Raw genomic sequence first — 26,169 nt, forward strand, 5'->3', positions numbered from 1 at the left:
GCGGGTAAACCCCCACCGGAACGTTAGCCTGAACAACTACGGAGTCGGAATGGGAGGCAACCATGGGCATCTTTCGGCGACGGCGGTCGGCGCAGGAGCCGGCGCCGGCCCCCGGCGGTGAGAAGCCCGGCATGACGGCCCGGGTGTTGTCGCGGGTCATCGAGAGCAGCGAGAAAGTGCAGGGCCCGGCGGTGCGCGCCTACGTCGAGCGGCTGCGCCACCGCGATCCCGGTGTCGGTCCGGCCCAAGTGGTGAAGAAGCTGGAGCGGCGCTACCTGGCTGCGGCCACGGCCAGCGGTGCCGCCGTGGGCGCCACGGCGGCGGTGCCGGCGATCGGCACCCTGCTCGCGCTGTCGGCGGTCGCCGGCGAGACCGCGGTCTTCCTGGAGGCCACCGCGTTCTTCGTGCTGTGCGTTGCCGAGGTGCACGGCATTCCGGTCGACAACCGGGAACGGCGGCGCGCCCTGGTGCTGGCGGTGCTGGTCGGCGACCAGGGCAAGGGCGCCATGGCCGACCTGCTCGGCTCGGGCCGCACCAGCGGCGCCTGGCTGGCTCAGGGGACGGCGGCGCTGCCGCTGCCGGCGGTATCGGAGCTGAACTCACGGTTGCTGCGGTACTTCGTCAAACGCTTCACCCTGCGGCGGGGGGCGCTGGCGTTCGGCAAGCTGTTGCCGGTCGGGCTGGGCGCGGTGATCGGGGCCCTGGGCAACCGCTTCATCGGCAAGAAGATCGTCGGAAACGCCCGCAAGGCGTTCGGCCCGGCCGCCGACCGCTGGCCGGTCACGTTGCACCTGCTGCCGGCCCTGCCCGACGACGATGTAAGACCCGCGCAACCGTCGGCGTGATCAACCGAACACCGGTGGCGGAATAACGCGAAGGGGCTAGCCTTTATGCAGGCAGGCGGGCGCCGGTCGGGCGCCCGACCGGACGATCGGGAATACAGGAATAGAGGCGAGTAGCTGTCGTGAGCGGTATGAGTTCACCTTTCGGTCAGAACGAGTGGCTAGTCGAGGAGATGTACCGCAAATTCCGCGACGATCCCTCCTCGGTGGACCCGAGCTGGCACGAGTTCCTGGTCGACTACAAGCCCGGCGCGCAGCACGATGACGGCGCGGCCACATCCCCGCCTGCGACCGCCACGGCGCCACCGGCTCCCCCGGCTGCACCGCCCGCGGCGCCGGCACCCACTGCGAAGCCCGCAACGACCGCCCCAGCCGCCAAGCCCGCCAAGGCCAGCGCCCCCGCTCCGGCCGCCGACGCCGAGGTACAGGTGTTGCGCGGGGCCGCCGCCGCGGTGGTCAAGAACATGGCCACCTCGCTGGCGGTGCCCACGGCCACCAGCGTGCGCGCCGTGCCGGCCAAGCTGATGATCGACAACCGCATCGTCATCAACAACCAGCTCAAGCGCACCCGTGGCGGCAAGATCTCGTTCACGCACCTGCTGGGGTATGCGCTCGTGCAGGCAGTCAAGCAGTTCCCCAACATGAACCGGCACTTCGCCGAGATCGACGGCAAACCCAACGCCGTCACGCCGGCGCACACCAATTTGGGGCTCGCGATCGACCTGCACGGCAAGGACGGCAAGCGCTCCCTGGTGGTGGCCGGCATCAAGGAGGCGGAGTCGCTGCGGTTCGCGCAGTTCGTCGCCGCCTACGAAGATATCGTGCGCCGCGCCCGCGACGGCAAACTGACCGCCGAGGACTTCGCCGGTGTGACGATCTCGCTGACCAACCCCGGCACCATCGGCACCGTGCACTCGGTGCCCCGGCTGATGGCCGGCCAAGGGGCGATCATCGGCGTCGGCGCCATGGAGTATCCCGCCGAGTTCCAGGGGGCCAGCGAGCAGCGCATCGCCGAACTCGGGGTGGGCAAGCTGATCACGCTGACCTCGACCTACGACCACCGCATCATCCAGGGCGCGGAATCGGGTGACTTCCTGCGCACCGTGCACGAGTTGCTGCTCTCCGACGCGTTCTGGGACGAGATCTTCTTCGAGCTGTCCATCCCCTATGAGCCGGTGCGGTGGCGCACCGACAACCCGGACTCGGTGGTCGACAAGAACGCCCGCGTCGTCGAGTTGATCGCCGCGTACCGCAACCGCGGTCACCTGATGGCCGACGTCGACCCGCTGCGGCTGGACAACACCCGGTTCCGCAGCCACCCCGACCTGGACGTGCAGAGCCACGACCTGACGCTGTGGGATCTGGACCGGGAGTTCAAGGTCGAGGGCCTGCCCGGCGGCGACTTCCGCAAGCTGCGCGAGATCCTCTCGGTGCTGCGCGACGCCTACTGCCGCCACGTCGGCGTGGAGTACACCCACATCCTCGAGCCCGAACAGCAGCAGTGGCTGCAGGAGCGCGTCGAGGTCAAGCACATCAAACCCACTGTGGCGCAGCAGAAGTACATCCTGAGCAAGCTGAATGCCGCCGAGGCGTTCGAGAGCTTCCTGCAGACCAAGTACGTCGGGCAGAAGCGGTTCAGCCTGGAAGGCGCCGAGTCGGTGATCCCGATGATGGACGCGGCGATCGACCAGTGCGCCGAGTACGGCCTCGACGAGGTCGTCATCGGCATGCCGCACCGCGGCCGGCTCAACGTGCTGGCCAACATCGTCGGCAAACCCTATTCGCAGATCTTCACCGAGTTCGAGGGCAACCTCAACCCGGCCGAGGCGCACGGTTCCGGTGACGTCAAGTATCACCTGGGCTCCACCGGGGTGTACCTGCAGATGTTCGGCGACAACGACATTCAGGTATCGCTGACGGCCAACCCATCGCACCTGGAGGCCGTCGACCCGGTGCTGGAAGGACTGGTGCGGGCCCGCCAGGACCTGCTGGATCGGGGCGCCTCGGAAAACGGTGAACGGCCGGCGTTCTCGGTGGTGCCGATGATGCTGCACGGCGACGCCGCGTTCGCCGGCCAGGGTGTGGTGGCCGAGACGCTGAACATGGCGATGCTGCCCGGCTATCGGGTCGGCGGCACCATCCACATCATCGTCAACAACCAGATCGGGTTCACCACCGCACCGGACCACTCCCGCTCCAGCGAGTACTGCACCGACGTCGCCAAGATGATCGGCGCCCCGATCTTCCACGTCAACGGCGACGACCCGGAGGCCTGCGACTGGGTGGCCCGGCTGGCGGTGGACTTCCGGCAGAAGTTCCACAAGGACGTCGTCATCGACATGCTGTGCTACCGCCGCCGCGGGCACAACGAGGGCGATGACCCGTCGATGACCAACCCCTACATGTACGACGTGATCGGCACCAAGCGCGGCGTGCGCAAGAGCTACACCGAAGACCTGATCGGCCGTGGCGACATCTCGATGAAGGAGGCCGAGGACGCGCTGCGCGACTACCACGGCCAGCTGGAGCGGGTGTTCAACGAGATCCGTGAGCTGGAGAAGCACGCCGCGCAGCCCAGCGAGTCCGTCGAGTCCGAACAGCAGGTGCCGCGCGGGCTGAACACCGCGGTGGACAAGGCGATGCTGGCCCGCATCGGCGAGGCGTTCATGTCGATTCCCGAGGGCTTCACCGTGCACCCGCGGGTGTTGCCGGTGCTCGAGCGGCGCAAGGAGATGGCCTACGAAGGCAAGGTCGACTGGGCGTTCGCCGAACTGCTGGCGCTGGGTTCGCTAGTGGCCGAGGGCAAGCTGGTGCGACTGTCGGGGCAGGACACTCGCCGCGGCACCTTCTCGCAGCGGCACTCGGTGATCATCGACCACACCAACGGCGCGGAGTTCAGCCCGTTGCAGCTGCTGGCCACCACCCCCGACGGCACCCCCAGCGGCGGCAAGTTCCTAGTCTACGACTCGCCGCTGTCGGAGTTCGCCGCGGTCGGCTTCGAGTACGGCTACACCGTCGGCAACCCCGACGCGATGGTGCTGTGGGAGGCGCAGTTCGGCGACTTCGTCAACGGCGCGCAGTCGATCATCGACGAGTTCATCAGTTCCGGCGAGGCCAAGTGGGGCCAGCTGTCCAACGTGGTGCTGCTGCTGCCGCACGGCCATGAGGGCCAGGGCCCCGACCACACCTCCGGGCGCATCGAGCGCTTCCTGCAGCTGTGGGCGGAAGGCTCGATGACCATCGCGATGCCCTCGACCCCGTCGAACTACTTCCACCTGCTGCGCCGGCATGCCCTCGACGGGATCCAGCGGCCGCTGATCGTGTTCACCCCGAAGTCGATGCTGCGCAACAAGGCGGTGGTCAGCGACATCAAGGACTTCACCGACGTCAAGTTCCGCTCGGTGCTCGAAGAGCCCACCTACGGCGACGGCGAGGGCGACCGCAACAAGGTCACCCGGGTGCTGCTGACCAGCGGCAAGCTCTACTACGAGTTGGCGGCCCGCAAGGCCAAGGACGGCCGGGAGGACATCGCGCTGGTGCGCATCGAGCAGCTGGCCCCGCTGCCCAAGCGGCGCCTGGCCGCCACCTTGGACCGCTACCCCAATGCCGAGCAGTTCTTCTGGGTGCAGGAGGAGCCGGCCAACCAGGGGGCATGGCCGCGGTTCGGCCTGGAGCTGCCGGAGTTGCTGCCCGAGAAGCTCACCGGTATCAAACGGATCTCGCGCCGCGCCATGTCCGCGCCGTCGTCGGGTTCGTCGAAGGTGCACGCCGTCGAGCAGCAGGAGATCATCGACCTCGCCTTCGGGTAGGCGTTCGGTTGACCTCGTCCCCTTCCCCGCGAGTGGGCGTGTCTGTACGTCGCAACGCGGCGTGTCGCGTACAACTCCGCACCCTCGCCGGGGCACTGATGGCGGTACCGCCGGTACCGGATAGGCTCTGATGGTCAATCGACTGCGGGGAGGACACATGCAGGGATTCGCCGGGAAAGTCGCCGTCGTCACCGGCGCCGGCTCGGGTATCGGCCGTGCGCTGGCCGTCGAGCTGGCCCGCGCCGGCGCGCAGTTGGCGATCAGCGATGTCGACACCGAAGGCCTGGCGCAGACCGAGCAACGGTTGACCGCGCTGGGCGTGCGGGTGAAGGCCGACCGGCTCGACGTCACCGAGCGCGAGGTGTTCATCGGCTACGCCGACGAGGTCAAAGACCACTTCGGCAAGGTCAACCAGATCTACAACAACGCCGGGATCGCGTTCAGCGGCGATGTCGAGGTCAGCGAGTTCAAGGACATCGAGCGGGTGATGGACGTCGACTTCTGGGGTGTGGTCAACGGCACCAAAGCCTTCTTGCCGCACCTGATCGCCTCCGGCGACGGCCACGTCATCAACATCTCCAGCCTGTTCGGGCTGCTGTCGATGCCCGGCCAGGCCGCCTACAACGCGGCCAAATTCGCGGTCCGCGGCTTCACCGAGGCGCTGCATCAGGAGATGGCGATCGCCAAGCACCCCGTCAAGGTCACCACGGTGCATCCCGGCGGCATCAAGACCGCGATCGCCCGCAACGCCACCACCGTCGAAGGAGTGGACCACGCGGCGATGGCCGACTTCTTCGACCGGCGGCTGGCCTCCACCAGTGCGGAAGAGGCCGCCCGGGTGATCCTCGACGGGGTGAGCAAGAACCGGGCCCGGGTGCTCATCGGCAACGACGCGCGGGCGCTCGACCTGCTCGTGCGCCTCACCGGTTCGCGCTACCAGCGGCTGTTCTCGTTCGTCATCCCCAGGTTCGGGCCCCGGTAGTTTCGCGGCGCTACCGCCCGAGCGGGTGCTCCTCCAGGAAGGCATCCACGACCGACTGCGGATCGGCGCCGTGAGCCACCCGCCGGCGCATGTCGGTCAGGGCTTCGGTATCCAGCACACCGGCGACCTGATTGATCGCCAGCAGTTGGGATTCGGTCAGCTCGTTGCGCCGATACAGTGGCACCACATTCTCGGCGCGCACCAACGCCGGCCTGCCATCGGTGAGCAGTACAGTCGCGTCCTCGGGCGTCGACGGATCGGCCGTACTGGTCCATGCCGCGGTGATCTGGCGGGCCCGCAGCGCGGCGAACAACGCTGCGCTATCGGGGAATTCGCGCAATCTGGGCAACGTGCACCGTCCCACCGCCGCCGGCGCCCGCACCCCGGCGACAGCACCGACGACCAGCCCGGAGCAGTGCCGCACCAGCGCGGACAGCTCGGTTCCGCCCCAGGCGTCGGCCGTTGCCGTCGTCACGGCCAACGCCGGCTTGTCAGCGGCGGTCATGGCGTAGTCACCGAGCGCAAGACCCTCCGGCAGCGCACCGGCCAACGCCCAGTAGACCTGCCGGTCGGAGCGTGCCGTGGAGTCGGGTGAAAACACCGCCAGCAGGCGGCCGGTGAAACCAGGAACCAGGGTCAACTGCCCGGCGTCCAGCGCCGCGACCGGGTCGGCCACCGATTCGATGCGCACCGCGGCTCCGGCACCGCGCAGGGCGCTCGCGTACAGCTGCGCCAAAACCTGCGATTGCGGGTCGGGCGCGGTTCCCACGCCCAGCGGCGCCGGCCCCGGGCGATCAGCGCACCCGGCGATCAGCAGGGCGGTGATCAGTGCCAGCGCCAACCGGCGCAGCTGATGTCTCGGCGGCCGCGGCACCGTGCGCTCAGGACGACGAACCGGCGGCCGCCGCGACCGCTGCCGCAACGGCCGGTTCGACACGCGGGTCCAGCGGGCTCGGCACGACCCGCTCCGGCGCCAGGTCGTCGGCGACCACGGAGTAAATCGCCTCCGCGGCAGCCAATTTCATCTCTTCGGTGATGCGTTCGGCACCGGCGTCCAGCGCCCCGCGGAACACGCCGGGGAAGGCCAGCACGTTGTTGATCTGGTTGGGGAAATCGCTGCGGCCGGTCGCCACCACCGCCGCATACTTGGCGGCCAGCTCGGGGTGGATCTCCGGGTCGGGGTTGGACAGGGCGAACACCACCCCGCCCGGGTTCATCGACGCGATCAGCTCCTCGGGCACCACCCCTCCGGAGGCACCCAGGAACACGTCGGCACCGACCAGCGCCTCGGCCAGACCACCGGTGCGGCCACCGGGGTTGGTGCGCTGCGCCAGCTCGGTCTTGACGTCGTTCATGTCGGTACGTTCCGGATGCAGCACGCCCTGCGAATCGAGCACGATTATCTCCGAGATACCCACCGACATCAGGATGTTGGCGCAGGCCACGCCCGCGGCGCCGGCACCGGAGACGACCACCCGCAGCGACGAGATGTCGCGTCCGAGCACCTTGGCCGCACCCATCAGCGCCGCCAGCGCCACGATCGCGGTGCCGTGCTGATCGTCGTGCATCACCGGGCAGTCCAGCGCCTCGATCACGCGGCGCTCGATCTCGAAGCAGCGCGGCGCGGAGATGTCCTCCAGGTTGACCGCCCCGAACGACGGACGCAGCCGCACCAGCGTCTCGACGATCTCGTCGGGATCCTTGGTGTCCAACACGATGGGAATGGAGTCCAGGCCGGCGAAGGTCTTGAACAGCGCGGCCTTGCCCTCCATCACCGGCAGCGACGCCGACGGACCCAGGTCACCCAGCCCGAGCACCGAGGTGCCGTCGCTGACCACCGCCACCAGCCGGTGCGCCCAGGTGTAGCGGGCGGCCAGGGTGTGGTCGGCGGCGATGGCGCGGCTGACCTGCGCCACCCCGGGCGTGTAGGCGATCGACAGCGCGCGCTGGCTGTCCAGCGGGGCTTTCAGGTCGACGGAGATCTTCCCGCCCATGTGGGCTTCGAAGATCTCTTCGTCTCCAATGACAATCGGCGAGTTGTCCACCGTGTTCGCAAGGTTCTCAGGCATCGATAGTCCAGGGTACTGCGCTGGCGCATCTCGATCGGCAACGGCCAGCGCCGGTGGGCGCCGGCCGCGCTCAGATCAGGCCCAGTCCCTTGACGGCCTCGCGCTCTTCGGCCAGCTCAGCGGTGGAGGCGTCGATCCGGCCACGGGAGAAGTCGTCGATCTCCAGGCCGCCCACGATGCTCCAGTCGCCGCCGGAGGTGGTGACCGGGAACGACGAGATCAGGCCCTCGGGCACCCCGTAGGAGCCGTCGGAGACCACCGCCATCGACACCCAGTCCCCGTCCGGGCTGCCCAGCAGCCAGTCCCGGGCGGCGTCGACGGTGGCCGATGCCGCCGAGGCGGCCGACGAGGCGCCGCGGGCGTCGATGATCGCCGCGCCGCGCTTGGCGACGGTGGGGATGAAGTCGTTCTCGATCCAGGCCTGGTCGCCCACGACCTCGGCCGCGTTGCGACCGCCGACCTCGGCGTGGAACAGGTCCGGGTACTGGCTGGCCGAGTGGTTGCCCCAGATCGTCATCTTCTTGACGTCGGTGACCTTGGCGCCGGTCTTGGCCGCCAGCTGCGAGATCGCCCGGTTGTGGTCCAGGCGGGTCAGCGCGGAGAACCGCTCCTTGGGGATGTCGGGGGCGTTGGTCATCGCGATCAGCGCGTTGGTGTTGGCCGGGTTACCGGTGACACCCACCCGGATGTCGGATGCCGCGACCGCGTTGAGCGCCTTGCCCTGCGCGGTGAAGATCGCACCGTTGGCCTCGAGCAGGTCGCTGCGCTCCATGCCCGGCCCACGCGGGCGGGCGCCGACCAGCAGCGCCAGGTTGGCGCCGTCGAAGATCTTGTTGGCATCCGAGCCGATCTGCACGCCCGACAGCAGCGGGAAGGCACAGTCGTCGAGCTCCATCACCACACCCTCGAGCGCCTTGAGCGCGGGCTCGATCTCCAGCAGCCGCAGTTCGATCGGCCGATCGGGGCCCAGCAGCGAGCCACTGGCCAGGCGGAAAAGCAGGCTGTAGCCGATCTGGCCGGCGGCGCCGGTGACGGCAACCTTGAGTGGGGTTGTGCTCACGTCAAGTGCTCCTCGAACGGGTTCGGCTTGGTCTGGATTGGTCTGGATTGGTCCGGGTCGAAACTAGCGCACCGGCGCGGACCCGAAAACCCCGGACCCCGCGGCGACCGCGCTGACCGGTCACTTTGGGTTCGGGCGCGTAACATTTGACCGGCGTATGCGCCGGGAGGGAGGGCTGCCATGACGGCGTTGCGAGGCCCGGTTCCGCGGGTGCTGGTCGACTGCGGCGTCTACGACGGAGGTGACCGGGTTCCCGGCGACTTCACGCCCGCCGGTGCGATGGCCAAGGTGCGCGAGATCGAGGCGAGCGGCCGGGACGGGTTCGTCTGGGTGGGCCTGCACGAGCCCGACGAGTCCCAGATGCAGGCCGTGGCGGCCACGTTCGACCTGCACGAACTGACCGTCGAGGACGCCGTGCACGCCCACCAGCGGCCGAAGCTGGAGCGCTACGACGAAACGCTGTTCCTGGTGCTCAAGACCGTCAACTACGTCCCGCACGAATCGGTGGGGCTGCCGCGGCAGATCGTCGAGACCGGCGAGATCATGATCTTCGTCGGCAAGAACTTCGTCGTCACCGTCCGGCACGGTGAACACAGCGGACTGTCCGAGGTCCGCAAGCGGATGGACGCCGACCCCGAGCACCTGCGGCTGGGACCGTACGCGGTGATGCATGCCATCGCCGACTATGTCGTCGACCGCTACGTCGAGGTGACCAACCTGATGGAGACCGACATCGACGCCATCGAAGAGGTGGCGTTCGCTCCGGGCACCCGCACCGACGTCGAGCCGATCTACCAGATCAAACGCGAAGTCGTCGAACTGCGGCGCGCGGTGGCACCGTTGTCGATTCCGTTCCAGCGGATGCAGACCGACTACAAGGATCTGATCTCCAAAGAGGTGCGGCGTTACCTTCGTGACGTCGCCGACCACCAGATCCGCGCCGCCGAACAGATCGCCAGCTACGACGAGATGCTGAGTTCGCTGGTGCAGGCGGCGCTGGCGCGGGTGGGGATGCAGCAGAACACCGACATGCGCAAGATGTCGGCGTGGGCCGGCATCATCGCGGTGCCCACCATGATCGCCGGCATCTACGGGATGAACTTCGATCACATGCCCGCGCTGCACTGGACATTCAGTTACCCGACGGTGCTGCTGGGCATGGCCGGCATCAGCACGGTGCTCTATCGCGCGTTCCGCCGCAACGGCTGGCTCTGATCAGCGCGTCGCTTCTATCGCCGAGCAGACATGAAAGCCCCTAAATTGCCCCGCGAGAGGGGGCTTTCGCGTCTGCTCGCGCAGTTAATCAGCGCGGTTGGGAGGCGGGGCGGTCCGGATCGAGCACATCCACCCCGTCGGCGCGCCAGGCGTCGCGCATCGCGTCGGCGCCCTTGAGCCGCACCCAGGCCGCCTCGGTCGCGGTGATCGGGATGGCCGACAAGAACCGCACCGGCTCGCGCGGTGCCGCCAGCGCCAACTCGGCGATGTCACTGTCGCCCAGCAGCATCGCGGTGAACGGCACGCCGCCCGACTGCCGGGTCCACAGCGGGCCGCCCAGGTCCATCAGCGCGTCCGCCGCCAGCACCACGCCCTCCACCACCGGCGCGGCGGCCACCATCGCCAGGCTGCGCGCCAGCCCGGCATCAGAACCCGAGATCCGCAGCCGCAGCACGACCTCGGCACGCGGACCGTGCACCGGGTCGGCCAACACCTGACCGGGGTCGCCCATCGGGTGCCGCGAACAGCCCACCGAGACGTAATGCACCATCCGGTCGGGCCCGGGCCCGAACCGCAGCACCTCGATGGGCTCGACGCCCAGGAACGTCACCCGCGCGGCGCCGGGCTCCGACGCGATGCCCGCGGCCGCGTAGTGCGCTTTCAGGTGCGCCCGCACCCGGTCCAGGTCGTCGCTCACCGTTCGGCCGGCGGGACGGTCAGGTTCACCCCGGACGCGGCGTCGAACACCACCACCTTGGCCGCGTCCAGGGCCAACTCGATCGGCTGCCCGCCGGCGGCCTTCGACGCGGCGGGAACCCGTGCCACCAGACCGTTTTCGGTCGACGTGCCGGCGGCTTCGTTCGGGGTGAAGTACAGGTACTTGTCGGCGCCCAGCGATTCGACCAGATCGACGCGCGCGGAGAAGGTCACCGCCCGGGCACGCTCGGCGTCGCCGAGCAGTCCGGCGTCGCCGAGATATTCGGGCCGCACGCCGATGACGACGTCGTTGTGGGATCCGGGATGCCGCCCGATGGTGTCGCGGACCGCCGCGGCCAACGGGACCTCACCGAACGGCAGTCGCGCACCGGTCGAGGTCAGCGTGCCGGGGAAGAAGTTCATCGCCGGCGAGCCGACGAAACCCGCGACGAACAGGTTGGCGGGCCGCTCGTAGAGCTCATCGGGGGTGCCGATCTGTTGGGCGATCCCGCCGTGCATCACCACCACCCGGTCGCCGAGCGTCATCGCCTCGGTCTGATCGTGGGTGACGTAAACGGTGGTGGTGCCCAGCCGGCGCTGCAGCCGGGCGATCTCGCTGCGCATCTGCACCCGCAGCTTGGCGTCCAGGTTCGACAGCGGCTCGTCCATCAGAAACGCCTTGGGCTGCCGCACGATCGCCCGTCCCATCGCTACCCGCTGACGTTGCCCACCGGACAACTGCGACGGCTTGCGGTCCAGAAACTCCGACAGGTCAAGGATTTTCGCGACCTCGGCGACCTTCTCGGCGATCTGCGGCTTCTTCATCTTGGCCAGGGTCAGCGGAAAGGCGATGTTGCCCCGCACCGTCATGTGCGGGTAGAGGGCATAGGACTGGAACACCATCGCGATGTCGCGGTCCTTGGGGGCGCGCTCATTGACGCGCTCACCACCGATGCGCAACTCCCCCGAGCTGATCTCCTCCAGGCCGGCGATCATGTTCAGCGTGGTGGATTTTCCGCAGCCGGACGGTCCCACCAGGATGATGAACTCGCCGTCGGCGATGGTCAGCGACAGGTCCTTCACCGCCACGGCGCCGTCGGGGTAGCTCTTGGTGATGTGGAGGAGTTCGATCTCTGCCATCGGCCTATCCCTTCACCGCGCCGGAGGTCAGTCCCGCCACGATCCGTCGTTGGAAGATTAGAACAAAGACGATGATCGGCACCGTGATCACCATCGCGCCGGCGGCGATCGAGCCGGTCGGCTCCTCGAATTGCGAACTGCCGGTGAAGTTGGCGATGGCCACCGGCGCGGTGATCGACGCCTTGGTCGCCGTCAGCGACAACGCCAGCAGCAGGTCGTTCCAGGCGAAGATGAACACCAGGATCGCCGCGGTGACGATTCCCGGCGCCGCCAGCGGCGCGATCACCTTGCGGAACGCCTGGCCCGGGGTGGCGCCGTCCATCTTGGCGGCCTTCTCCAGGTCCCACGGGATCTCGGAGAAGAACGCCGAGAGCGTGTAGATCGCCAGCGGCAGCGCGAAGGTGATGTAGGGAATGATCAGTCCCGGCCAGGTGTCGAACAGCCCGATAGCCCGTTCGATGTTGAAAATCGGTGTCACCAGCGATATCTGGGGGAACATCGCAATGAGCAGCGCCGCCCCGACCAGCAGCCGCTTGCCGGGGAAGTCCAGCCGGGCCACCGCGTAGGCGGCCATCGCACCGATCACCACCGCGATCACGGTGGTGATCAGGCCGATGCCGACCGAGTTGATCAGCGCCGACCCGAACACATCGCCGGCAAAGATGCCGCGGTAGTTGTCGAGGGTCACCGACGACGGGATCAGCTTGCCGTCCTTCACCGTTGACGTCGGCTTGAGCGACAGCGAGAAGATCCACAGCACCGGCACCAGCGCGTAGACCACTACGGCCAGATCGATGATCAGCCATGCCGCGCGGCGTCGAACGTCGGTCATTTCTGTTCCGATCCCGGCGCCGCGGCACCGAACACCTTGACGAACAGCACCGCGATCAGCGCCACGCAGACGAAGATCAGCACCGAGATCGCCGAGCCCAGGCCGACGTTGAAGCCCTTGAACAGGTTGTCGTAGCCCAGGATCGACACCGAGCCGGTGTTGTTGGACCCGTTGGTGAGCACGTAGATGTTGTCGAAGATCCGGAACGCGTCGAGCGTGCGGAACAACAACGCCACCAGGATGGCCGGTTTCATCATCGGCAGGATGACGCTGACCAGACGCCGCCAGGCGCCGGCGCCGTCAACCTGTGCCGCCTTGAGCAGATCGTCGGGCACCAGCGCCAGCCCGGCCAGCAGCAGCAGCGCCATGAACGGGGTCGTCTTCCACACCTCGGCGAGGATCACGATCCCCAGCGACGGCAGCTGCTGGGTCAGCGGCGCACTACCGGCGGGCAGTAGATTCGCCAGATAGCCGGTGCCCGGTGTCCAGGCGTAATACCAGCTGTAGGCGGCGGCCACCGTGACGATGCCGTAGGGCACCAGTACCGCGGTGCGCACCATGCCTTTTGCGAACAGGCTGCGGTGCATCACCAGTGCCAGCGCAAGACCCAGCACGAATTCGATGGCCACCGAGACGACGGTGATGCCCAGCGTCACCGCGAACGCCGTCCACCAGTAGGAGTCGGTCAGCGTGGTCTGGTAGTTGGCCAGGCCGACGAAGGCGGTGTCGTCGGGGGTGGCCAGGTTGTAGCGCAGCAGGCTCAGCCAGATCGCATACCCGATCGGATAGGCCGTCACGGCCAGCATCAGCACCACCGCCGGGGCGATGAGCAGCAACGCCAGCCGCCGCTGCGACCGCTCGTCGGCGCGAGACGTCATAGCGCACCGCTCACGGGATCAGCCCCTTGCCGTCGATGGCCTTGCGCACCTGCACGGTGAGCTCGTCGGCGGTGCGCTCCGGGTCGATGGCGGTGATCGGCGCCAGCGTCGCCGATATCCGGGTCGACACCGCCTGGTAGACCGGTGTGGCCGGGCGCACCGCCGCTTCGGTGAGTTGGTCGCGAATCAGGTTGTGGTGCGGGTATTTCTCCTGAAGCTGCGGATCGGAGTACAGCGAGGCGCGCACCGGGGGCAGCCCGCCGTCGATCGCAAGGTACTTCTGGTTGGCGACGTCGCGCAGGCATCGCACCGCTTCGAATGCCTCGGCGCGGTGCCGGGTGGTGCGGGCCACCGCCAGGTTCATCCCGCCGAGCGTGACCTTGGCCGGCCGGCCGGGCGACACCGACGGATACGATGCGAACCCGAGCACGTCGCGACTGGCCTCGTAGGCCAGCCGGTACTGGGCGTCGCTGGGGGCGAACATGCCGAGGTCGTTGATGCTGCCGGTCAGATCCGCACGCCGGTCCAGCGGCAGGAACCCGACGCCGCCCTTGACGGCGTTCTCCAGCATCGACGGCAGCACGAACGGCCAGTTGACCTCCAGAGCCGCCTTGCCCTGCTCGAACGCCAGCCGGGCGGTGCCCTCGTCACTCTGGGTGACCGACGGGTCAGCACCCGGAGCGGTCGCCACCGCGCGCATGATCCGCAGCGCCGCAACGGTGGCGGCCCGATGCTCGGCGGTGTCGGTCAGGGTGACGGTCTTGCCGTCGTCGTCGAGCACCCGGCCGCCGGCACTTGCCAGCAGCGTGTTGAACCACACCACCAGGCCCTCGTACTGCTTGGCCTGCACCGCGATCCAGCTCGGCTCGCCGGCGGCATGCAATCGGCCCGCCTCGGCGACCACCTGATCCCAGGTCGACGGCGCAGCGTCCATCAGATCCGGCCGGTACCAAAGCAATTGGGTGTTGGTGATGATCGGGGCGGCGTAGAGCCGCTGTTGCCAGCGGGCGGTCGCCAGCGGACCGGGCAGCGTGTCGGCGACCGCGTCGGCCTCGGCCACACCGGCCGGGTCGTCCGACAGCGGCAACGCCCAGCCGGCCTCGGCGAACTCGGCGGTCCACACCACATCCAGGCCCATGATGTCCAGCGTGCGGTCGTTGCCAGTGAGCCGGCGGGCCAGTTGCAGGCGCTGGTCGTCGGCGGCGCGCGGCAGGCTGAACTGCTCGACGCGGTAGCGGCCACCGGACTGCTCGGTACAGCGCCGTGCCAGCACCTGGAACGTCGCGGTGTCGTTGGCCGGGGTGTACACGCTGACCACCAGGCCGTCGTCGTGCCCGGACCAACCGCAGGCCGACCCGGAGGCGAGGGTCAGCGCCGCCAGCGCAGCCGCGCCCAGCCGCCGAACGCGACCGCGCCGACTCGCCACGCCACCCGCCTCCTGTTGCCGTTCTGTGCCAGAACGGTAAGGCCGGTCGGCCGCGCTGTGCAACAACGCCGAGTCAGAGCGTCAGCTTCGCCAACAGATCCCGGCCCTGCTCGGCGCTCTGCGGGTCGCAGAGCACGTCGTAGCGCCCCGCGACCAGCTGCATGGTCGAGCTGAAATCCCTTGTGCCGCGGGCCATCGCATACGGCACCGACGACGTGATCAAACCGAAGAACACGCCGGCGATCAGACCGGTCACCAACGCCTGTGCCGGGTTGTCGCTGAAGATGCCCAGCACCAGGCCGATGAACAGACCCAGCCAGGCCCCGGTCAGCACCCCGCCGCCGAGCACCTTGGGCCAGGTGAGCCGGCCGGTGACCCGTTCGACCTGCATCAGGTCGACGCCGACGATCGTCACCTGGTGCACCGGGAACTGTTGGTCGGACAGATAGTCCACCGCACGCTGCGCCTCGGCGTAGGTGGGGTAAGCCCCGATCGGCCAACCTTTGGGCGGCGTGGGCAACCGGGCCACGTCTCGCCGACCCGCGGCCGCCGCACCGAGCGGATCGGGAGCCTGTCCGGACTGAAAAGGGCTGGTCATGGGGCTTCTCTCTCCTTGTTCCGGGATACTTCCGGGGTGGCGGACCGGCACTCCGCGCGGATCTGGCACCCGACGCATCCGCTAGGTTGAACAGCATGACAGCTCCCGGCGGGGATTCTGGCGAGAATCCACGACCCAATGCCGACCAACCCTGGCCCGAGGCGGGTGCGCCCGGGCCCGAGCAGGGCGGCTGGGCCAACCCGTCGGGTTTCGATGGCTATCCTCCCCCACCGCCCGGTTACCCGCAGGGCCCTCCGCCCGGTTACCCGCCGAGCGGCTTTCGCCCACCCTCGGCCAGCGGCGGCTACCCCCCGCCGCCGACCGGCGGATTTCCCCCGCCGCCACCACCGGGCTACGGCGCGCCGCCCGGCTACGGCCCGCCGGCCGACTATCCGGGTGTCGGCACGCCGCCCGGTTACCCCCCGGGCTACGGCGCCCCGCCCGGGTATCCGCAGCAGGGCTACGGCACGCCGTATCCGGGCGGCTACTTCAATCCGGGCCAGCCGCAGAAGACGAACGTCTTGGCGATCTGCTCCCTGGTGGTCGCGCTGCTGGGCCTGCTGTTCTGGCCACTGGCCGTCGTCGGCGCCACGCTGGGCGTGATCGCCCTGGGCCAGATCAAGCGCACCGGTGAGGCCGGCCACGGCATGGCGGTGGCCGGCACCGCGGTCGGCGGCGCCGCGGTGGTGCTCTCGTTCATCCTCGCGATGGTCGCCCTGCACTGAGCCGGGGCGGACGTAGGCGCCCAGTGGGAATGTGACGACGTGACGTAGGTGTGTCGCGTCGTCAGATTCCCCCTCGCGGGCAGATCGCTAGGCCGACGGCGGCTCGAACGGCGGTGCTTCACGGCGCATCCCGGCCGCCCGGCCCTTGCCGGCCACCACCAGCGCCATCTTGCGGCTGGCCTCGTCGAGCATCTCGTCGCCGAGCATCACCGCGCCGCGCGCCCCGCCGGCCTGCGAGGTGTGCCAGGCGTAGGCCTCCAGGATCAGCTCGGCATGGTCGTATTCGGCCTGCCGCGGACTGAAGATCTCGTTGCCCGCCGCGATCTGGTCGGGGTGCAGCACCCATTTGCCGTCGAAACCCAGGGCGGCCGAGCGCCCGGCCACCCGGCGGAACGCCTCGACGTCGCGCACCTTCAGGTAGGGCCCGTCGACGGCGGCGATCCCGTGGGCGCGCGCGGCGACCAGGATCGTCATCAGCACGTGGTGATAGGCGTCGCCCTCGGTGTAGCCCTCGGGCTGCTCGCCGACCTCCAGGGTGCGGGTGTTGAGGCTGGCCATCAGGTCGGCCGGGCCGAGCACCAGCGCCTGCACCCGGGGCACGGCGGCGATGGCGTTGATGTTGGTCAGCCCGCGGGCGTCCTCGATCTGGGCGTCGATGCCGATCTGCCCGGCCGGCAGCCCGTGGACGGTCTCCAACTGGGTCAACAACAGATCCAGGGCCTGTACATGCGACGCGTCGGACACCTTCGGCAGCACCACGACGTCAAGGCGGGCCCCGGCGGCGCCGACGGCCGAGACCACCTCGATCAGATCGGCGTGCGTCCACGGCGTCGTCCAGTCGTTGACCCGCACGCCCAGCAGCGGCGCACTCCAGTCCGATACCGTCAGCGCCTCGGCCACCCGGGCCCGGGCCTGCTCCTTGGCGGCCGGCGCGACGGCATCCTCCAGATCCAGGAAGATCTGGTCGGCGGGCAGGCCCTTGGCCTTGTCGATCATTTTCTGGCTGCTGCCCGGCACCGACAGACAGGTACGGCGGGGGCGATATGCGTTGGTCACCTAACCACTCCTACCCTTTCAACCATGGCGTCGAGCAACAGGGTTTACGCAGCGCGCCTGGCGCGGATGCTGGTGCTGGGCCCGTTCGGCGAATCGGTGGGGCGGGTCCGCGACGTCGTCATCAGCATCAGCATCGTGCGGCAACAGCCCCGCGTTCTGGGCCTCGTCGTCGAACTGCCCACCCGCAGACGCATTTTCGTACCCATTCTCCGAGTCGCGGCGATCGAGCCCAATGCCGTCACCCTCAACACCGGAACCGTATCGCTGCGCAAGTTCACCCAGCGACCCGGTGAAGTGCTGGTGCTCGGACAGGTGCTGGACACCAAGGTCCGGGTCAACGACCCCGAACTGCCGGAGCTGGCCGGCGTCGACGTGGCGATCACCGACCTGGCCATCGAGCAGAGCCGCACCCGCGACTGGCTGGTGACGCGGATCGCAGTGCGCCACTCCCGGCGGCTGGGCCGCCGCGCCGCGGTGCACATCGTCGACTGGCACAACGTGCAGGGGCTGACCCCCTCCGCGCTGGCCATGCCCGGACAGGGCGTGGCGCAGTTGCTGCAGCAATTCGAGGGCTGGCGACCGATCGAAGTGGCCGACGCCATCCGCGAGCTGCCACCCAAGCGGCGCTTCGAAGTGATCAACGCGCTGGACAACGGCCGGCTGGCCGACATCCTGCAGGAACTGCCCGAGGAGCGGCAGGCCGCGGTGCTGGGCCAGCTGGGCACCGAAAGGGCGGCCGACGTCCTGGAGGAGATGGATCCCGACGACGCCGCCGACCTGCTGGGGGCGATGAACCCCAACGACGCGGAGCTGCTGCTGGCACGGATGGACCCCGACGACTCCGATCCGGTCCGCCGCCTGCTGGAGCACTCCCCCGACACCGCCGGCGGGTTGATGACGTCCAACCCGGTGGTATTGACCGCCGACACCTCGGTCGCCGAGGCACTGGCCCGGGTGCGCGACCCCGACCTGACCCCGGCGCTGTCGTCGCTGGTGTTCGTGACGCGCCCCCCGACCGCCACCCCAACCGGCCACTACCTGGGCTGCGTGCCGCTGCAACGGCTGCTGCGGGTGCCGCCGGCCGACCTCGTCGGTGGAATCGTCGACTCCGACCTGCCGGCGCTGAACGCCGAAGTCTCGCTGGCCGAGCTGACCCGCTATTTCGCCGCCTACAACCTGGTCTGCGGCCCGGTGCTCGACGAACAGAATCACCTACTGGGGGCCGTGACCGTCGACGACGTGCTGGATCACCTGCTGCCGCATGATTGGCGCGAAACGCCCGAGCCGGACCTGGGCCCCAAATTCGCCGGGAGGCCGTCGTGACCGACCGCTCGCCACTGCAGCGGCTGTCCACCCCGCGCACCTCGCGCTTCCCCGCCCTGCGAATGGACCCCGATGCGCTGGGCCGGTTCACCGAGTCGGTGGCACGTTTCTTCGGCACCGGGCGCTATCTGGCCATCCAGACCATCTTGGTGGTGGGCTGGATTCTGCTGAACGTCTACGCGGTCAGCCTGAAGTGGGACCCCTACCCGTTCATCCTGCTCAACCTGGCGTTTTCCACCCAGGCCGCCTACGCTGCGCCGTTGATCCTGCTGGCCCAGAACCGGCAGGAGAACCGCGACCGGGTCAGCCTGGATGAGGACCGCCGGCGCGCCGCGCAGACCAAGGCCGACACCGAGTACCTGGCCCGGGAACTGGCGTCGTTGCGGTTGGCGGTCGGGGAGGTCCCCACCCGCGATTACCTGCACCATGAGCTCGAGCGGGTCCGCGAACTGCTCGACGAATTGCGCCCCAAGCCCGACCCCGCCGGCGGGGATTCGGGGACCGGCCGCCCGGTTTGACCTCGTGGCGGACCGGCATAACCGACACCAGCGGGACCAGTGTTGGGTATGGTGACCTAGTTCACGAAGCCAAGACGGTTTCATCAAGGCTTGATAACGGCGGACAAGGGGCGGTCGAGTGCCTACAGGGGGCGGCGCAGCCGAACACCCGTCGCGCGCGGCCAGATGGCGGCGCGCGGCGCGCGCCGCGCTGCGCCCGGCATTCGGCCTGACGTTCATCACCCCGCTGGTGTTCGCCGGTGCCGTCGGCGCGACTCCGCGCTCCCCGTCGACCTCGCTTCCGCTGCGCAATGCCGCGGTGACGCCCCTGGCGGCGGCCATAGACACCGCTTCGGGCCGCTCGTCGGGTCCGGCCGTCGTCGCGGTGCAGCGCCCGCAACCGAACCTGCACGTCGCCGCGGGCGCACCGTCGGCGCCGCCTGCGGCGGTCGTCTACGCGCCGGGCACGTTGGGGATTCCCAAAACGGCGCTGGCGGCCTATCGCAATGCCGAGCATCAGATGGCCGTCGCCGCCCCGGGCTGCGGGGTCAGCTGGAATCTGCTGGCCGGGATCGGCCGCATCGAGTCCCAACACGCCAACGGCGGCGCCACCGATGCGCGCGGCACCGCGCTGCAGCCGATCTATGGGCCGTCACTGGACGGGACGCTGCCCGGAAACGAAGTCATCGTGGCCAGCAGTGGCCCCGGGCGGGTCGTCTACGCCCGCGCCATGGGGCCGATGCAGTTCCTGCCCGGAACCTGGTCGCGCTACGCCGCCGACGGCGACGGCGACGGCAAAGCCGACCCGCAGAACGTCTACGACGCGACGCTAGCGGCCGCACGGTACCTGTGCAGCGGCGGGCTCAACCTGCGCGAACACTCCCAGGTGCTGACCGCGATCCTGCGCTACAACAACTCGATGGCCTACGCGGAGAACGTGATGGGCTGGGCGGCGGCCTATGCCACCGGGGTGGCGCCGGTTGATCTGCCTCCGATCATCGGACCTGCCCCGCCGATCGCCGACCTGCACCTGGAGCACCTGGAGCACCCGGAGGGGTTGGGGCCGGAGTCGCTCAGCATGCACGGCTTGTCGCCGGTCCACGAGACCGCCGGATCGTCGCTGATCAACCTGGGGCAGTCGTCGGGCGCCGACGGCCCGATGGCGAACCTGCCCTGGCTCGCGCCCTGGATGAACGCCGCCGAGCAACAGCAGCAGCAGTTGCCGCGCCCGTCGGCGGCCTGCCGGATGATCTGCCTGGAGCCGCAGGCTGCTGCCCCGGGCGCGTCCGTCCCCCCGGCACCTTCCGGCCCGCCGGAGGCATTCGGTCCCCCGGCGCCGTTCGGTGCCCCGGCGCCGTTCGGCCCGCCGGATGCGGCACCACCGCCCCCCGCGCCGATGCCGGCTTACGCTGTCGCGCCGGCTCCCCCGGCAGATCCGGCGGCGCTGCCGCCCCAGGCCGCCCCGCCCCAGGCACCGCCGATCCCGGCGGCGCCGGATGGTCCGCAGCCCGGCCCGCCCGCCTGACAGACATCACAGTTCAGGGGCACGAGCCGCTGGCCTAGACTCGGTTGCGATGTCCAAGACACCTGACGACACCGCAGCCCTGCATGAGGCGATCTACGCCGCTTTGGGCACCGTGTTGGACCCCGACATTCAGCGTCCGATCACCGAGCTCGGCATGGTCAAGAGCATCGAGATCGCCGACGACCACAGCGTGCACGTCACGATCTACCTGACCATCGCCGGCTGTCCGATGAAAGCCGAGATCACCAACATGGTGACCCGCGCGGTCAACGATGTGCCCGGCACCGGCCCGGTCAAGGTGAGCCTGGACGTGTTCAGCGACGAGCAGCGCGCCGAGTTGCGCAAACAGTTGCGCGGCGACGCCAAGGAACCCGTCATCCCGTTCGCCCAGCCGGGTTCGCTGACCAAGGTCTATGCGATCGCATCGGGCAAGGGCGGCGTCGGAAAATCCAGTGTCACCGTCAATCTCGCGGTCGCACTGGCCGAGCGCGGGCTGTCGGTCGGGGTACTCGACGCCGATATCTACGGCCATTCGGTGCCGCGGATGATGGGCGTCACGGCGCTGCCCACGCAGGTCGACTCGATGATCATGCCGCCGATCGGATACGGCGTGAAGGTGATCTCGATCGCGATGTTCACCAAGGGCAACACCCCGGTGGTGTGGCGCGGCCCGATGCTGCACCGCGCGCTGCAGCAGTTCCTCGCCGACGTCTACTGGGGCGACCTGGACGTACTGCTGCTGGACTTGCCGCCGGGCACCGGTGACATCGCGATCTCGGTGGCCCAATTGGTTCCGCCGGCCGAGATCCTGGTGGTGACCACCCCGCAGCAGGCGGCCGCCGAGGTGGCCGAGCGGGCCGGGGCGATCGCGCTGCAGACCCGACAGCAGGTCGTCGGCGTGGTGGAGAACATGGCCGGGCTGGCCATGCCCGACGGATCGACCATGCACCTGTTCGGCGAGGGCGGCGGCGAGCAGGTCGCCGAGCGACTGACCAGGGCGATGGGGCGCGACGTTCCGCTGCTGGGCCAGGTGCCGATCGACAGCGAGATGGTGACCGGCGGCGACTCGGGATCGCCGGTGGTGCTCTCGCCGGACTCGGTGGCCGGCAAGGAGTTGCGTCGCATCGCCGAGCAGTTGGCCACCCGCGGCCGCGGACTGGTGGGGATGTCGCTGGGCCTCAACACCGGCAGCACCCAGCGGTGATCGCAAGCGCGGCGGAGCCGCGCGCGGCGGGTCACCGCCATCAGCCCAGCGGTGATCGCGGTCTAGGTCGCGTCGGAGTCGAACGGGGCCGGCCCGGCAGGCTTGGGCGTCACGGCCGGTGCCGGCGCCACGGTGCGCGGATCTTCGGCCAATGAACTGACCGCGGTGAACAGCGAGTCGTCCCCGTCGAGCAGATGCTTGGTCAGGGCGGCCCGCGGCGTCATCCCGCGCAGCTTCTGCAACTCGCTCAGCGGCTCGCGCAGATCTTCGAACTCGGGACCCATCTCGTCGCGCAGCTGATCGGTGGCGCTGGTGACGTACTCGCGGGCCTGACGCAGCGCGCCGGCGGTCCAGCGGATGGCTCCGGGCAGCCGCTCCGGGCCCAGGATCACCAATCCGAGCACCACGAGAACCAACATCTCGCCCCAGCCGACATTCGCGAACATCGAGGCGAACTGCTAACCGTCGGGGGTGGGGGTCACCATCAGCGTCACGTGGCGCCCGTCGCGGACCACCTCGACGGGCGCTTCCTTCCCGATGGTCAGATTGCGCACCGCCACCACGAATTCGTCGGCGTTGGCCACGGTACGGTCGCCGATCTTGACCACCACGTCGTTCTCCAGGATGCCGCCCTTCTCCGCGGGGCTGCCGACCTTGACGTTGGCGATCTGCGCACCGGACGCGATGGCGTTGCTGACCGACCTCGCACTCACCCCCAGCGTGGGGTGCACAATCTTGCCGTCCCGGATCAGTGCTTCTGCCACGATCTTCATCTCGTTCACCGGGATGGCGAATCCCAGCCCGCTGGCGCTGTCGGACAACGACTTTCCGGCGGTGTTGATCCCGACCAGCTGCGCGTCCATGTCGATCAGCGCGCCGCCGGAGTTGCCGTGGTTGATCGAGGCGTCGGTCTGGACAGCGTCGATGACCGTGTCGGTGTCGGAGTCCTCACCGGACAGCGGCACCGGCCGGTGCACGGCGCTGATGATGCCGTGGGTCACGGTGCTGCGCAGGCCCAGCGGGGCGCCCGCGGCGATCACCTCGTCGCCGACCCGGATCTTGTCGGAGTCACCGAGGCGGGCCACGGACAAGTTGTCGACGTTGTCGACCTTGAGCACGGCCAGGTCGGTCTTCGGGTCGCGGCCGACCAGGTTGGCCAGCACCTCTTTGCCGTCGTTGAACACCACGGTGGTCTTGAACTTGCTGGGGTTGTTGGCGGCTTCGGAGATCACGTGGTTGTTGGTGACGATGTAGCCCTTGCCGTCGATGACAACGCCGGAGCCCTGCATGCCCTGGTCGTCGCTGACGGACTCGATGGTCACCACGGAATTGGCGATGGCCTCGGCCACCTTGGCGAACCGCCCGGCCGGCTCCTCGGCGTTGCCCTTGGTCGACAGCGTCACCTTGGAGGAGGTGAAGGCCTCGACGACCTGCGCCGTGGTCCGCCCGACCCAGCCGCCGACCATGCCGATCGCCAGCGCGATCGCGGCCAGCGTGGCCAGCGCGCGGTAGGAGATCCGGTCGCCGAACAGCACGTCACGCACACCGAGCCGACCGCCCACCTCGCCGCGCGCCAGCGGCGCCGGCGGAACCACGGCGGGGCCGCCGAGCGCGACACCGGCCGCGGGGTCACGCCACGGATCGTCGGTCTCGGTGAACTCGTCCGGCTTGCCGTTGCGCTGCAGCGCGCCGGCATCGGCGGGATGACGCTGCAACGACGGACCGGAGCCGAAGGGACGGCCGAACGCCTCCCGGAGCACCGGGTCCGGCGGCAGGTCACGCGGGGTGAACTCGCCCTGTTCACGGTATTTCTTGGGCCTCACCTCGGCCGGGATGAACGACCCGGGCACCCCGTCGGGACGGCCGAAGGCCTTCTGGGAGGCATTGTCCACGGGGGGCCGGTAGACGGGCCGCGGCGCCAGGCGGTTACCGCTGGCGTTCTCGTTGTTGGAACTCACCTATTCCTCTTCCGGTCCCGCGTCGGCTTCCAGGCGCCGCAGGCGAAGCGCTTACACGCGCGCTGACGCCGCGTCGCATCCACCTTACCGACGTTTACGGCGATCTTGCGGCTTGCCGTCGGTGAAGCGAGCGGGCATCGGCGTCGTCGCCTCATCAGGAGGATCGTCGGCGGGGCAGTCGGGGATCTGGGACAGCAGGCCCAGCAGAGCCGACGGGATCCGGATCGGGTGCGAATCGCGCAGCGCCGAGCGGGCGCGGCCCTGATACTCCACTTCGGCGGCGCAGTCCGAGCACAGCGACAGGTGGTGAGCGGCGCGCAGGTGGGCGTTCATCCGCAGCTCGCCGTCGACGTAGGCGGCGACCGCCTCACTGCAAAGGTGCTCGGTGGAGCCGAACTGGCGCGGGGCGCCGACCGGCGCGTCACTCTGCGAGGCGAACTGTGACGGAAGCCAGGAGAATGCGCGCCGGAAGACACCTCCCCGGTCCGTCACCACCGGACTCCTTCCGTCACACGCCCGTACGCCAGGGCGTTCGCAGCGACGTGCGCTTGATGTGCGCTTGATTAAGGATCGCCCTTATAAGAATGTAGCGCGAGTTGACGCGCCAACGCGGCAACCCGGGAGCCGGCGGCCAGACTCAGCCGGCCGCAACACCGCCGAACGCGGCACCGTCGCGCTGGCCGGAGCGGTTCGCGAGATAGTCGCGCAGCGCCTGGCGGCCGCGGTGGATGCGGCTGCGCACGGTGCCCAACTTCACCCCGAGGGTGGCCCCGACCTCCTCGTAGGACAGCCCTTCGATGTCGCACAGCACGACGGCCGCCCGGAACTCCGGCGCCAGCGAGTCCAGCGCCGCCTGCAGGTCGGGGTCCAGCCGCGCGTCATGGTAAATCTGCTCGGGGTCCGGCTCGTCGGCCGGAACCCGGTCGTAGTCCTCCGGCAGGGCCTCCATCCGGACGCGGCCGCGCCTGCGCACCATGTCCAGGAACAGGTTGGTGGTGATGCGGTGCAGCCAGCCCTCGAACGTGCCGGGCTGGTAGTTGTGCACCGAGCGGAACACCCGGATGAACGTCTCCTGGGTCAGGTCCTCGGCGTCCTGCTGGCTGCCGGACAGCCGGTAGGCCAGCCGGTACACCCGGTCGGCGTGCTGGCGCACCAACTCATCCCAGGACGGCATGGCCGCCACATCGCCGGTGGCGTCGAACACCGCGGTCCCCTGCGGCTCCTCAGACGGCTCGACCCATTCGGTGTCAGAGTAGCGGTCCGAGTGGGTGGTCGGGTGCGACATGGCGACCGGGGGCAGCAGGGTGGTTATGGTGACATCCTCCGTCTCAGATCCGCCGTCGGGCGACGGCACTGCGGTATCGCGATCAACGTGCGACAGGCCCCCGGTATTCCGGGTGCCTCGAGGCGGGTTGCTACCTCGTTCCATGCGGCTACCGTTGCCTATCCCGGTATGTCGGCTCTGTGCCGGCCCTGAACGTCGACTGTGAACTTGTGTTCGAATGGGCCGCACGGTGCGGGTACGACTCCAGGTAACGGTTCGGACACGGGCCGCGTCCCGGGCGTGTCGCGCGGGCGAGCCTGTGCACCGCCGATCGCGGGTGTGACTTACGCTGCGCATATGGCCAGCACCGACGACACTTCCGGGCCGCAGTCGCCGCCACCCAGCCGGGCCGAGGCCCTGCTGGCGCACGCCGAGGGCTCGATGTCCGAGGACGCGGTGCTGACGGCCGCCCGCGACCGGGCCGGCGAGATCGGCGTCGGGTCGATCAGCGCCGCGGTGGGCGCGTTGCTGAGCCTGCTGGCCAAGCTCAGCGGCGGCAAGGCCGTCGTCGAGGTCGGGACCGGGGCCGGCGTCAGCGGGCTGTGGCTGTTGTCGGGCATGGGCGAGGACGGTGTCCTGACGACGATCGACATCGAGCCCGAGCACCAGCGCACCGCCAAACAGGCGTTCGGCGACGCCGGCATCGGGCCCGGCCGGACCCGGTTCATCAGCGGCCGCGCCCAGGAGGTACTGACCCGGCTCGCTGACGAGTCCTACGACCTGGTTTTCGTCGACGCCGACCCGATCGACCAGCCCGATTACGTGCTGGAGGCGGTGCGGTTGCTGCGGCCCGGCGGGGTGGTGGTGATGCATCGGGCCGCGCTGGGCGGCCGGGCCGGAGACCCGGCGGCCAACGACGCCGAGGTGGTCGCGGTGCGCGAAGCGGCCCGGCTGATCGCCGAGGACGAGCGGCTGACCCCGGCGCTGATTCCGCTGGGCGACGGACTGCTGGCCGCCGTCCGCGACTGACACACCCATCCCCCGCTCGCGAGCGTGCGCGGTTGTACGCG

The 26,169-nt window shown here is 69.3% G+C and carries 23 protein-coding genes and 1 pseudogene; 10 read left to right on the top strand and 14 right to left on the bottom strand.

Going from position 1 to position 26,169, the window contains the following annotated elements; genetic code table 11:
- Positions 1 to 62: 62 nt before the first annotated feature.
- From G6N19_RS03075 to G6N19_RS03085, 3 genes are all read left to right on the top strand, one after another.
- Positions 63 to 845 carry a hypothetical protein gene (locus tag G6N19_RS03075; protein ID WP_193465741.1) on the top strand — a complete coding sequence of 261 codons (783 nt, stop codon included), beginning with the start codon at positions 63 to 65 and terminating at the stop codon, positions 843 to 845.
- Between the two features lie 119 nt (positions 846 to 964).
- The gene (locus G6N19_RS03080) at positions 965 to 4,651 is read left to right on the top strand and encodes a multifunctional oxoglutarate decarboxylase/oxoglutarate dehydrogenase thiamine pyrophosphate-binding subunit/dihydrolipoyllysine-residue succinyltransferase subunit (RefSeq protein ID WP_193465742.1); all 3,687 of its coding nucleotides are present in this window, start codon (positions 965 to 967) and stop codon (positions 4,649 to 4,651) included.
- A gap of 157 nt (positions 4,652 to 4,808) precedes the next feature.
- The gene (locus G6N19_RS03085) at positions 4,809 to 5,633 is read left to right on the top strand and encodes an SDR family NAD(P)-dependent oxidoreductase (RefSeq protein WP_013828156.1); all 825 of its coding nucleotides are present in this window, start codon (positions 4,809 to 4,811) and stop codon (positions 5,631 to 5,633) included.
- A gap of 10 nt (positions 5,634 to 5,643) precedes the next feature.
- Here the strand turns inward: G6N19_RS03085 and G6N19_RS03090 are convergent, their stop codons facing one another.
- From G6N19_RS03090 to G6N19_RS03100, 3 genes are all read right to left on the bottom strand, one after another.
- Positions 5,644 to 6,507, bottom strand: coding sequence for a glycine betaine ABC transporter substrate-binding protein (locus G6N19_RS03090; RefSeq protein ID WP_193465743.1), 864 nt, complete (start codon positions 6,505 to 6,507; stop codon positions 5,644 to 5,646).
- A 7-nt stretch (positions 6,508 to 6,514) separates the two neighbouring features.
- Complete coding sequence (locus tag G6N19_RS03095; protein ID WP_041317426.1) at positions 6,515 to 7,702, bottom strand: NAD(P)-dependent malic enzyme; 1,188 nt, start codon at positions 7,700 to 7,702, stop codon at positions 6,515 to 6,517.
- 70 nt (positions 7,703 to 7,772) lie between these two features.
- Positions 7,773 to 8,762 carry a malate dehydrogenase gene (locus tag G6N19_RS03100; protein WP_013828153.1) on the bottom strand — a complete coding sequence of 330 codons (990 nt, stop codon included), beginning with the start codon at positions 8,760 to 8,762 and terminating at the stop codon, positions 7,773 to 7,775.
- 180 nt (positions 8,763 to 8,942) lie between these two features.
- Here G6N19_RS03100 and corA point away from each other — a divergent pair, with 180 nt between their 5' ends.
- Positions 8,943 to 9,977 (top strand): magnesium/cobalt transporter CorA, encoded by a 1,035-nt coding sequence (gene corA, locus G6N19_RS03105; RefSeq protein WP_013828152.1) that lies wholly within the window; start codon positions 8,943 to 8,945, stop codon positions 9,975 to 9,977.
- An 88-nt stretch (positions 9,978 to 10,065) separates the two neighbouring features.
- Here the strand turns inward: corA and G6N19_RS03110 are convergent, their stop codons facing one another.
- From G6N19_RS03110 to G6N19_RS03135, 6 genes are all read right to left on the bottom strand, one after another.
- The gene (locus G6N19_RS03110; RefSeq protein ID WP_013828151.1) at positions 10,066 to 10,674 is read right to left on the bottom strand and encodes a suppressor of fused domain protein; all 609 of its coding nucleotides are present in this window, start codon (positions 10,672 to 10,674) and stop codon (positions 10,066 to 10,068) included.
- Positions 10,671 to 11,813 carry an ABC transporter ATP-binding protein gene (locus tag G6N19_RS03115; RefSeq protein WP_193465744.1) on the bottom strand — a complete coding sequence of 381 codons (1,143 nt, stop codon included), beginning with the start codon at positions 11,811 to 11,813 and terminating at the stop codon, positions 10,671 to 10,673. The genes G6N19_RS03110 and G6N19_RS03115 overlap by 4 nt, the downstream gene beginning before the upstream one ends.
- A gap of 4 nt (positions 11,814 to 11,817) precedes the next feature.
- Positions 11,818 to 12,645: a carbohydrate ABC transporter permease gene (locus tag G6N19_RS03120; protein ID WP_013828149.1), complete on the bottom strand. Its 828-nt coding sequence runs from the start codon at positions 12,643 to 12,645 to the stop codon at positions 11,818 to 11,820.
- Entirely contained in the window at positions 12,642 to 13,523 is an 882-nt protein-coding gene (locus G6N19_RS03125) for a carbohydrate ABC transporter permease (protein ID WP_193465745.1), read from the bottom strand. The genes G6N19_RS03120 and G6N19_RS03125 overlap by 4 nt, the downstream gene beginning before the upstream one ends.
- A 10-nt stretch (positions 13,524 to 13,533) precedes the next feature.
- Entirely contained in the window at positions 13,534 to 14,949 is a 1,416-nt protein-coding gene (locus tag G6N19_RS03130) for an ABC transporter substrate-binding protein (RefSeq protein ID WP_193465746.1), read from the bottom strand.
- 73 nt (positions 14,950 to 15,022) lie between these two features.
- On the bottom strand, positions 15,023 to 15,547 hold the full coding sequence (locus G6N19_RS03135) for a general stress protein (RefSeq protein ID WP_013828146.1): 525 nt from the start codon (positions 15,545 to 15,547) through the stop codon (positions 15,023 to 15,025).
- A gap of 95 nt (positions 15,548 to 15,642) precedes the next feature.
- Between G6N19_RS03135 and G6N19_RS03140 the strand changes: the two genes are divergently transcribed.
- Positions 15,643 to 16,272 carry a DUF4190 domain-containing protein gene (locus G6N19_RS03140; protein WP_232062510.1) on the top strand — a complete coding sequence of 210 codons (630 nt, stop codon included), beginning with the start codon at positions 15,643 to 15,645 and terminating at the stop codon, positions 16,270 to 16,272.
- Positions 16,273 to 16,359: 87 nt separating this feature from the next.
- Here the strand turns inward: G6N19_RS03140 and G6N19_RS03145 are convergent, their stop codons facing one another.
- Positions 16,360 to 17,328 carry an HpcH/HpaI aldolase/citrate lyase family protein gene (locus tag G6N19_RS03145; RefSeq protein WP_193465748.1) on the bottom strand — a complete coding sequence of 323 codons (969 nt, stop codon included), beginning with the start codon at positions 17,326 to 17,328 and terminating at the stop codon, positions 16,360 to 16,362.
- 24 nt (positions 17,329 to 17,352) lie between these two features.
- On the opposite strand from G6N19_RS03145, the pseudogene G6N19_RS03150 reads away from it, so the two are divergent.
- The 4 genes and pseudogenes from G6N19_RS03150 to G6N19_RS03165 all read left to right on the top strand — a co-directional run.
- Positions 17,353 to 18,649 (top strand): annotated as a pseudogene (locus G6N19_RS03150) (magnesium transporter MgtE N-terminal domain-containing protein); the annotation flags it as partial.
- Entirely contained in the window at positions 18,648 to 19,169 is a 522-nt protein-coding gene (locus tag G6N19_RS03155; protein WP_083038450.1) for a DUF1003 domain-containing protein, read from the top strand. The pseudogene G6N19_RS03150 and the gene G6N19_RS03155, both read left to right, overlap by 2 nt.
- Before the next feature lie 118 nt (positions 19,170 to 19,287).
- Positions 19,288 to 20,673 carry a lytic transglycosylase domain-containing protein gene (locus tag G6N19_RS03160; protein ID WP_013828141.1) on the top strand — a complete coding sequence of 462 codons (1,386 nt, stop codon included), beginning with the start codon at positions 19,288 to 19,290 and terminating at the stop codon, positions 20,671 to 20,673.
- A 49-nt stretch (positions 20,674 to 20,722) separates the two neighbouring features.
- A complete protein-coding gene (locus G6N19_RS03165; RefSeq protein WP_013828140.1) occupies positions 20,723 to 21,877 on the top strand; it encodes an Mrp/NBP35 family ATP-binding protein in 1,155 nt (384 codons plus the stop codon).
- 62 nt (positions 21,878 to 21,939) lie between these two features.
- On the opposite strand, the gene tatB is transcribed toward G6N19_RS03165, so the two are convergent.
- The 4 genes from tatB to sigE form a co-directional block, all read right to left on the bottom strand.
- Positions 21,940 to 22,323 (bottom strand): Sec-independent protein translocase protein TatB, encoded by a 384-nt coding sequence (gene tatB, locus G6N19_RS03170; protein ID WP_013828139.1) that lies wholly within the window; start codon positions 22,321 to 22,323, stop codon positions 21,940 to 21,942.
- A gap of 12 nt (positions 22,324 to 22,335) precedes the next feature.
- The gene (gene htrA / locus G6N19_RS03175) at positions 22,336 to 23,835 is read right to left on the bottom strand and encodes a serine protease HtrA (RefSeq protein WP_041317411.1); all 1,500 of its coding nucleotides are present in this window, start codon (positions 23,833 to 23,835) and stop codon (positions 22,336 to 22,338) included.
- A gap of 84 nt (positions 23,836 to 23,919) precedes the next feature.
- Positions 23,920 to 24,327, bottom strand: coding sequence for an anti-sigma E factor RseA (gene rseA, locus G6N19_RS03180; protein ID WP_013828137.1), 408 nt, complete (start codon positions 24,325 to 24,327; stop codon positions 23,920 to 23,922).
- Between the two features lie 145 nt (positions 24,328 to 24,472).
- Positions 24,473 to 25,264, bottom strand: coding sequence for an RNA polymerase sigma factor SigE (gene sigE / locus G6N19_RS03185; RefSeq protein WP_041317407.1), 792 nt, complete (start codon positions 25,262 to 25,264; stop codon positions 24,473 to 24,475).
- Between the two features lie 192 nt (positions 25,265 to 25,456).
- On the opposite strand from sigE, the gene G6N19_RS03190 reads away from it, so the two are divergent.
- The gene (locus tag G6N19_RS03190; RefSeq protein WP_083038446.1) at positions 25,457 to 26,128 is read left to right on the top strand and encodes an O-methyltransferase; all 672 of its coding nucleotides are present in this window, start codon (positions 25,457 to 25,459) and stop codon (positions 26,126 to 26,128) included.
- Positions 26,129 to 26,169 lie beyond the last annotated feature (41 nt).

It is taken from the genome of Mycobacterium novum, from assembly GCF_010726505.1.
GTDB lineage: Bacteria > Actinomycetota > Actinomycetes > Mycobacteriales > Mycobacteriaceae > Mycobacterium > Mycobacterium algericum.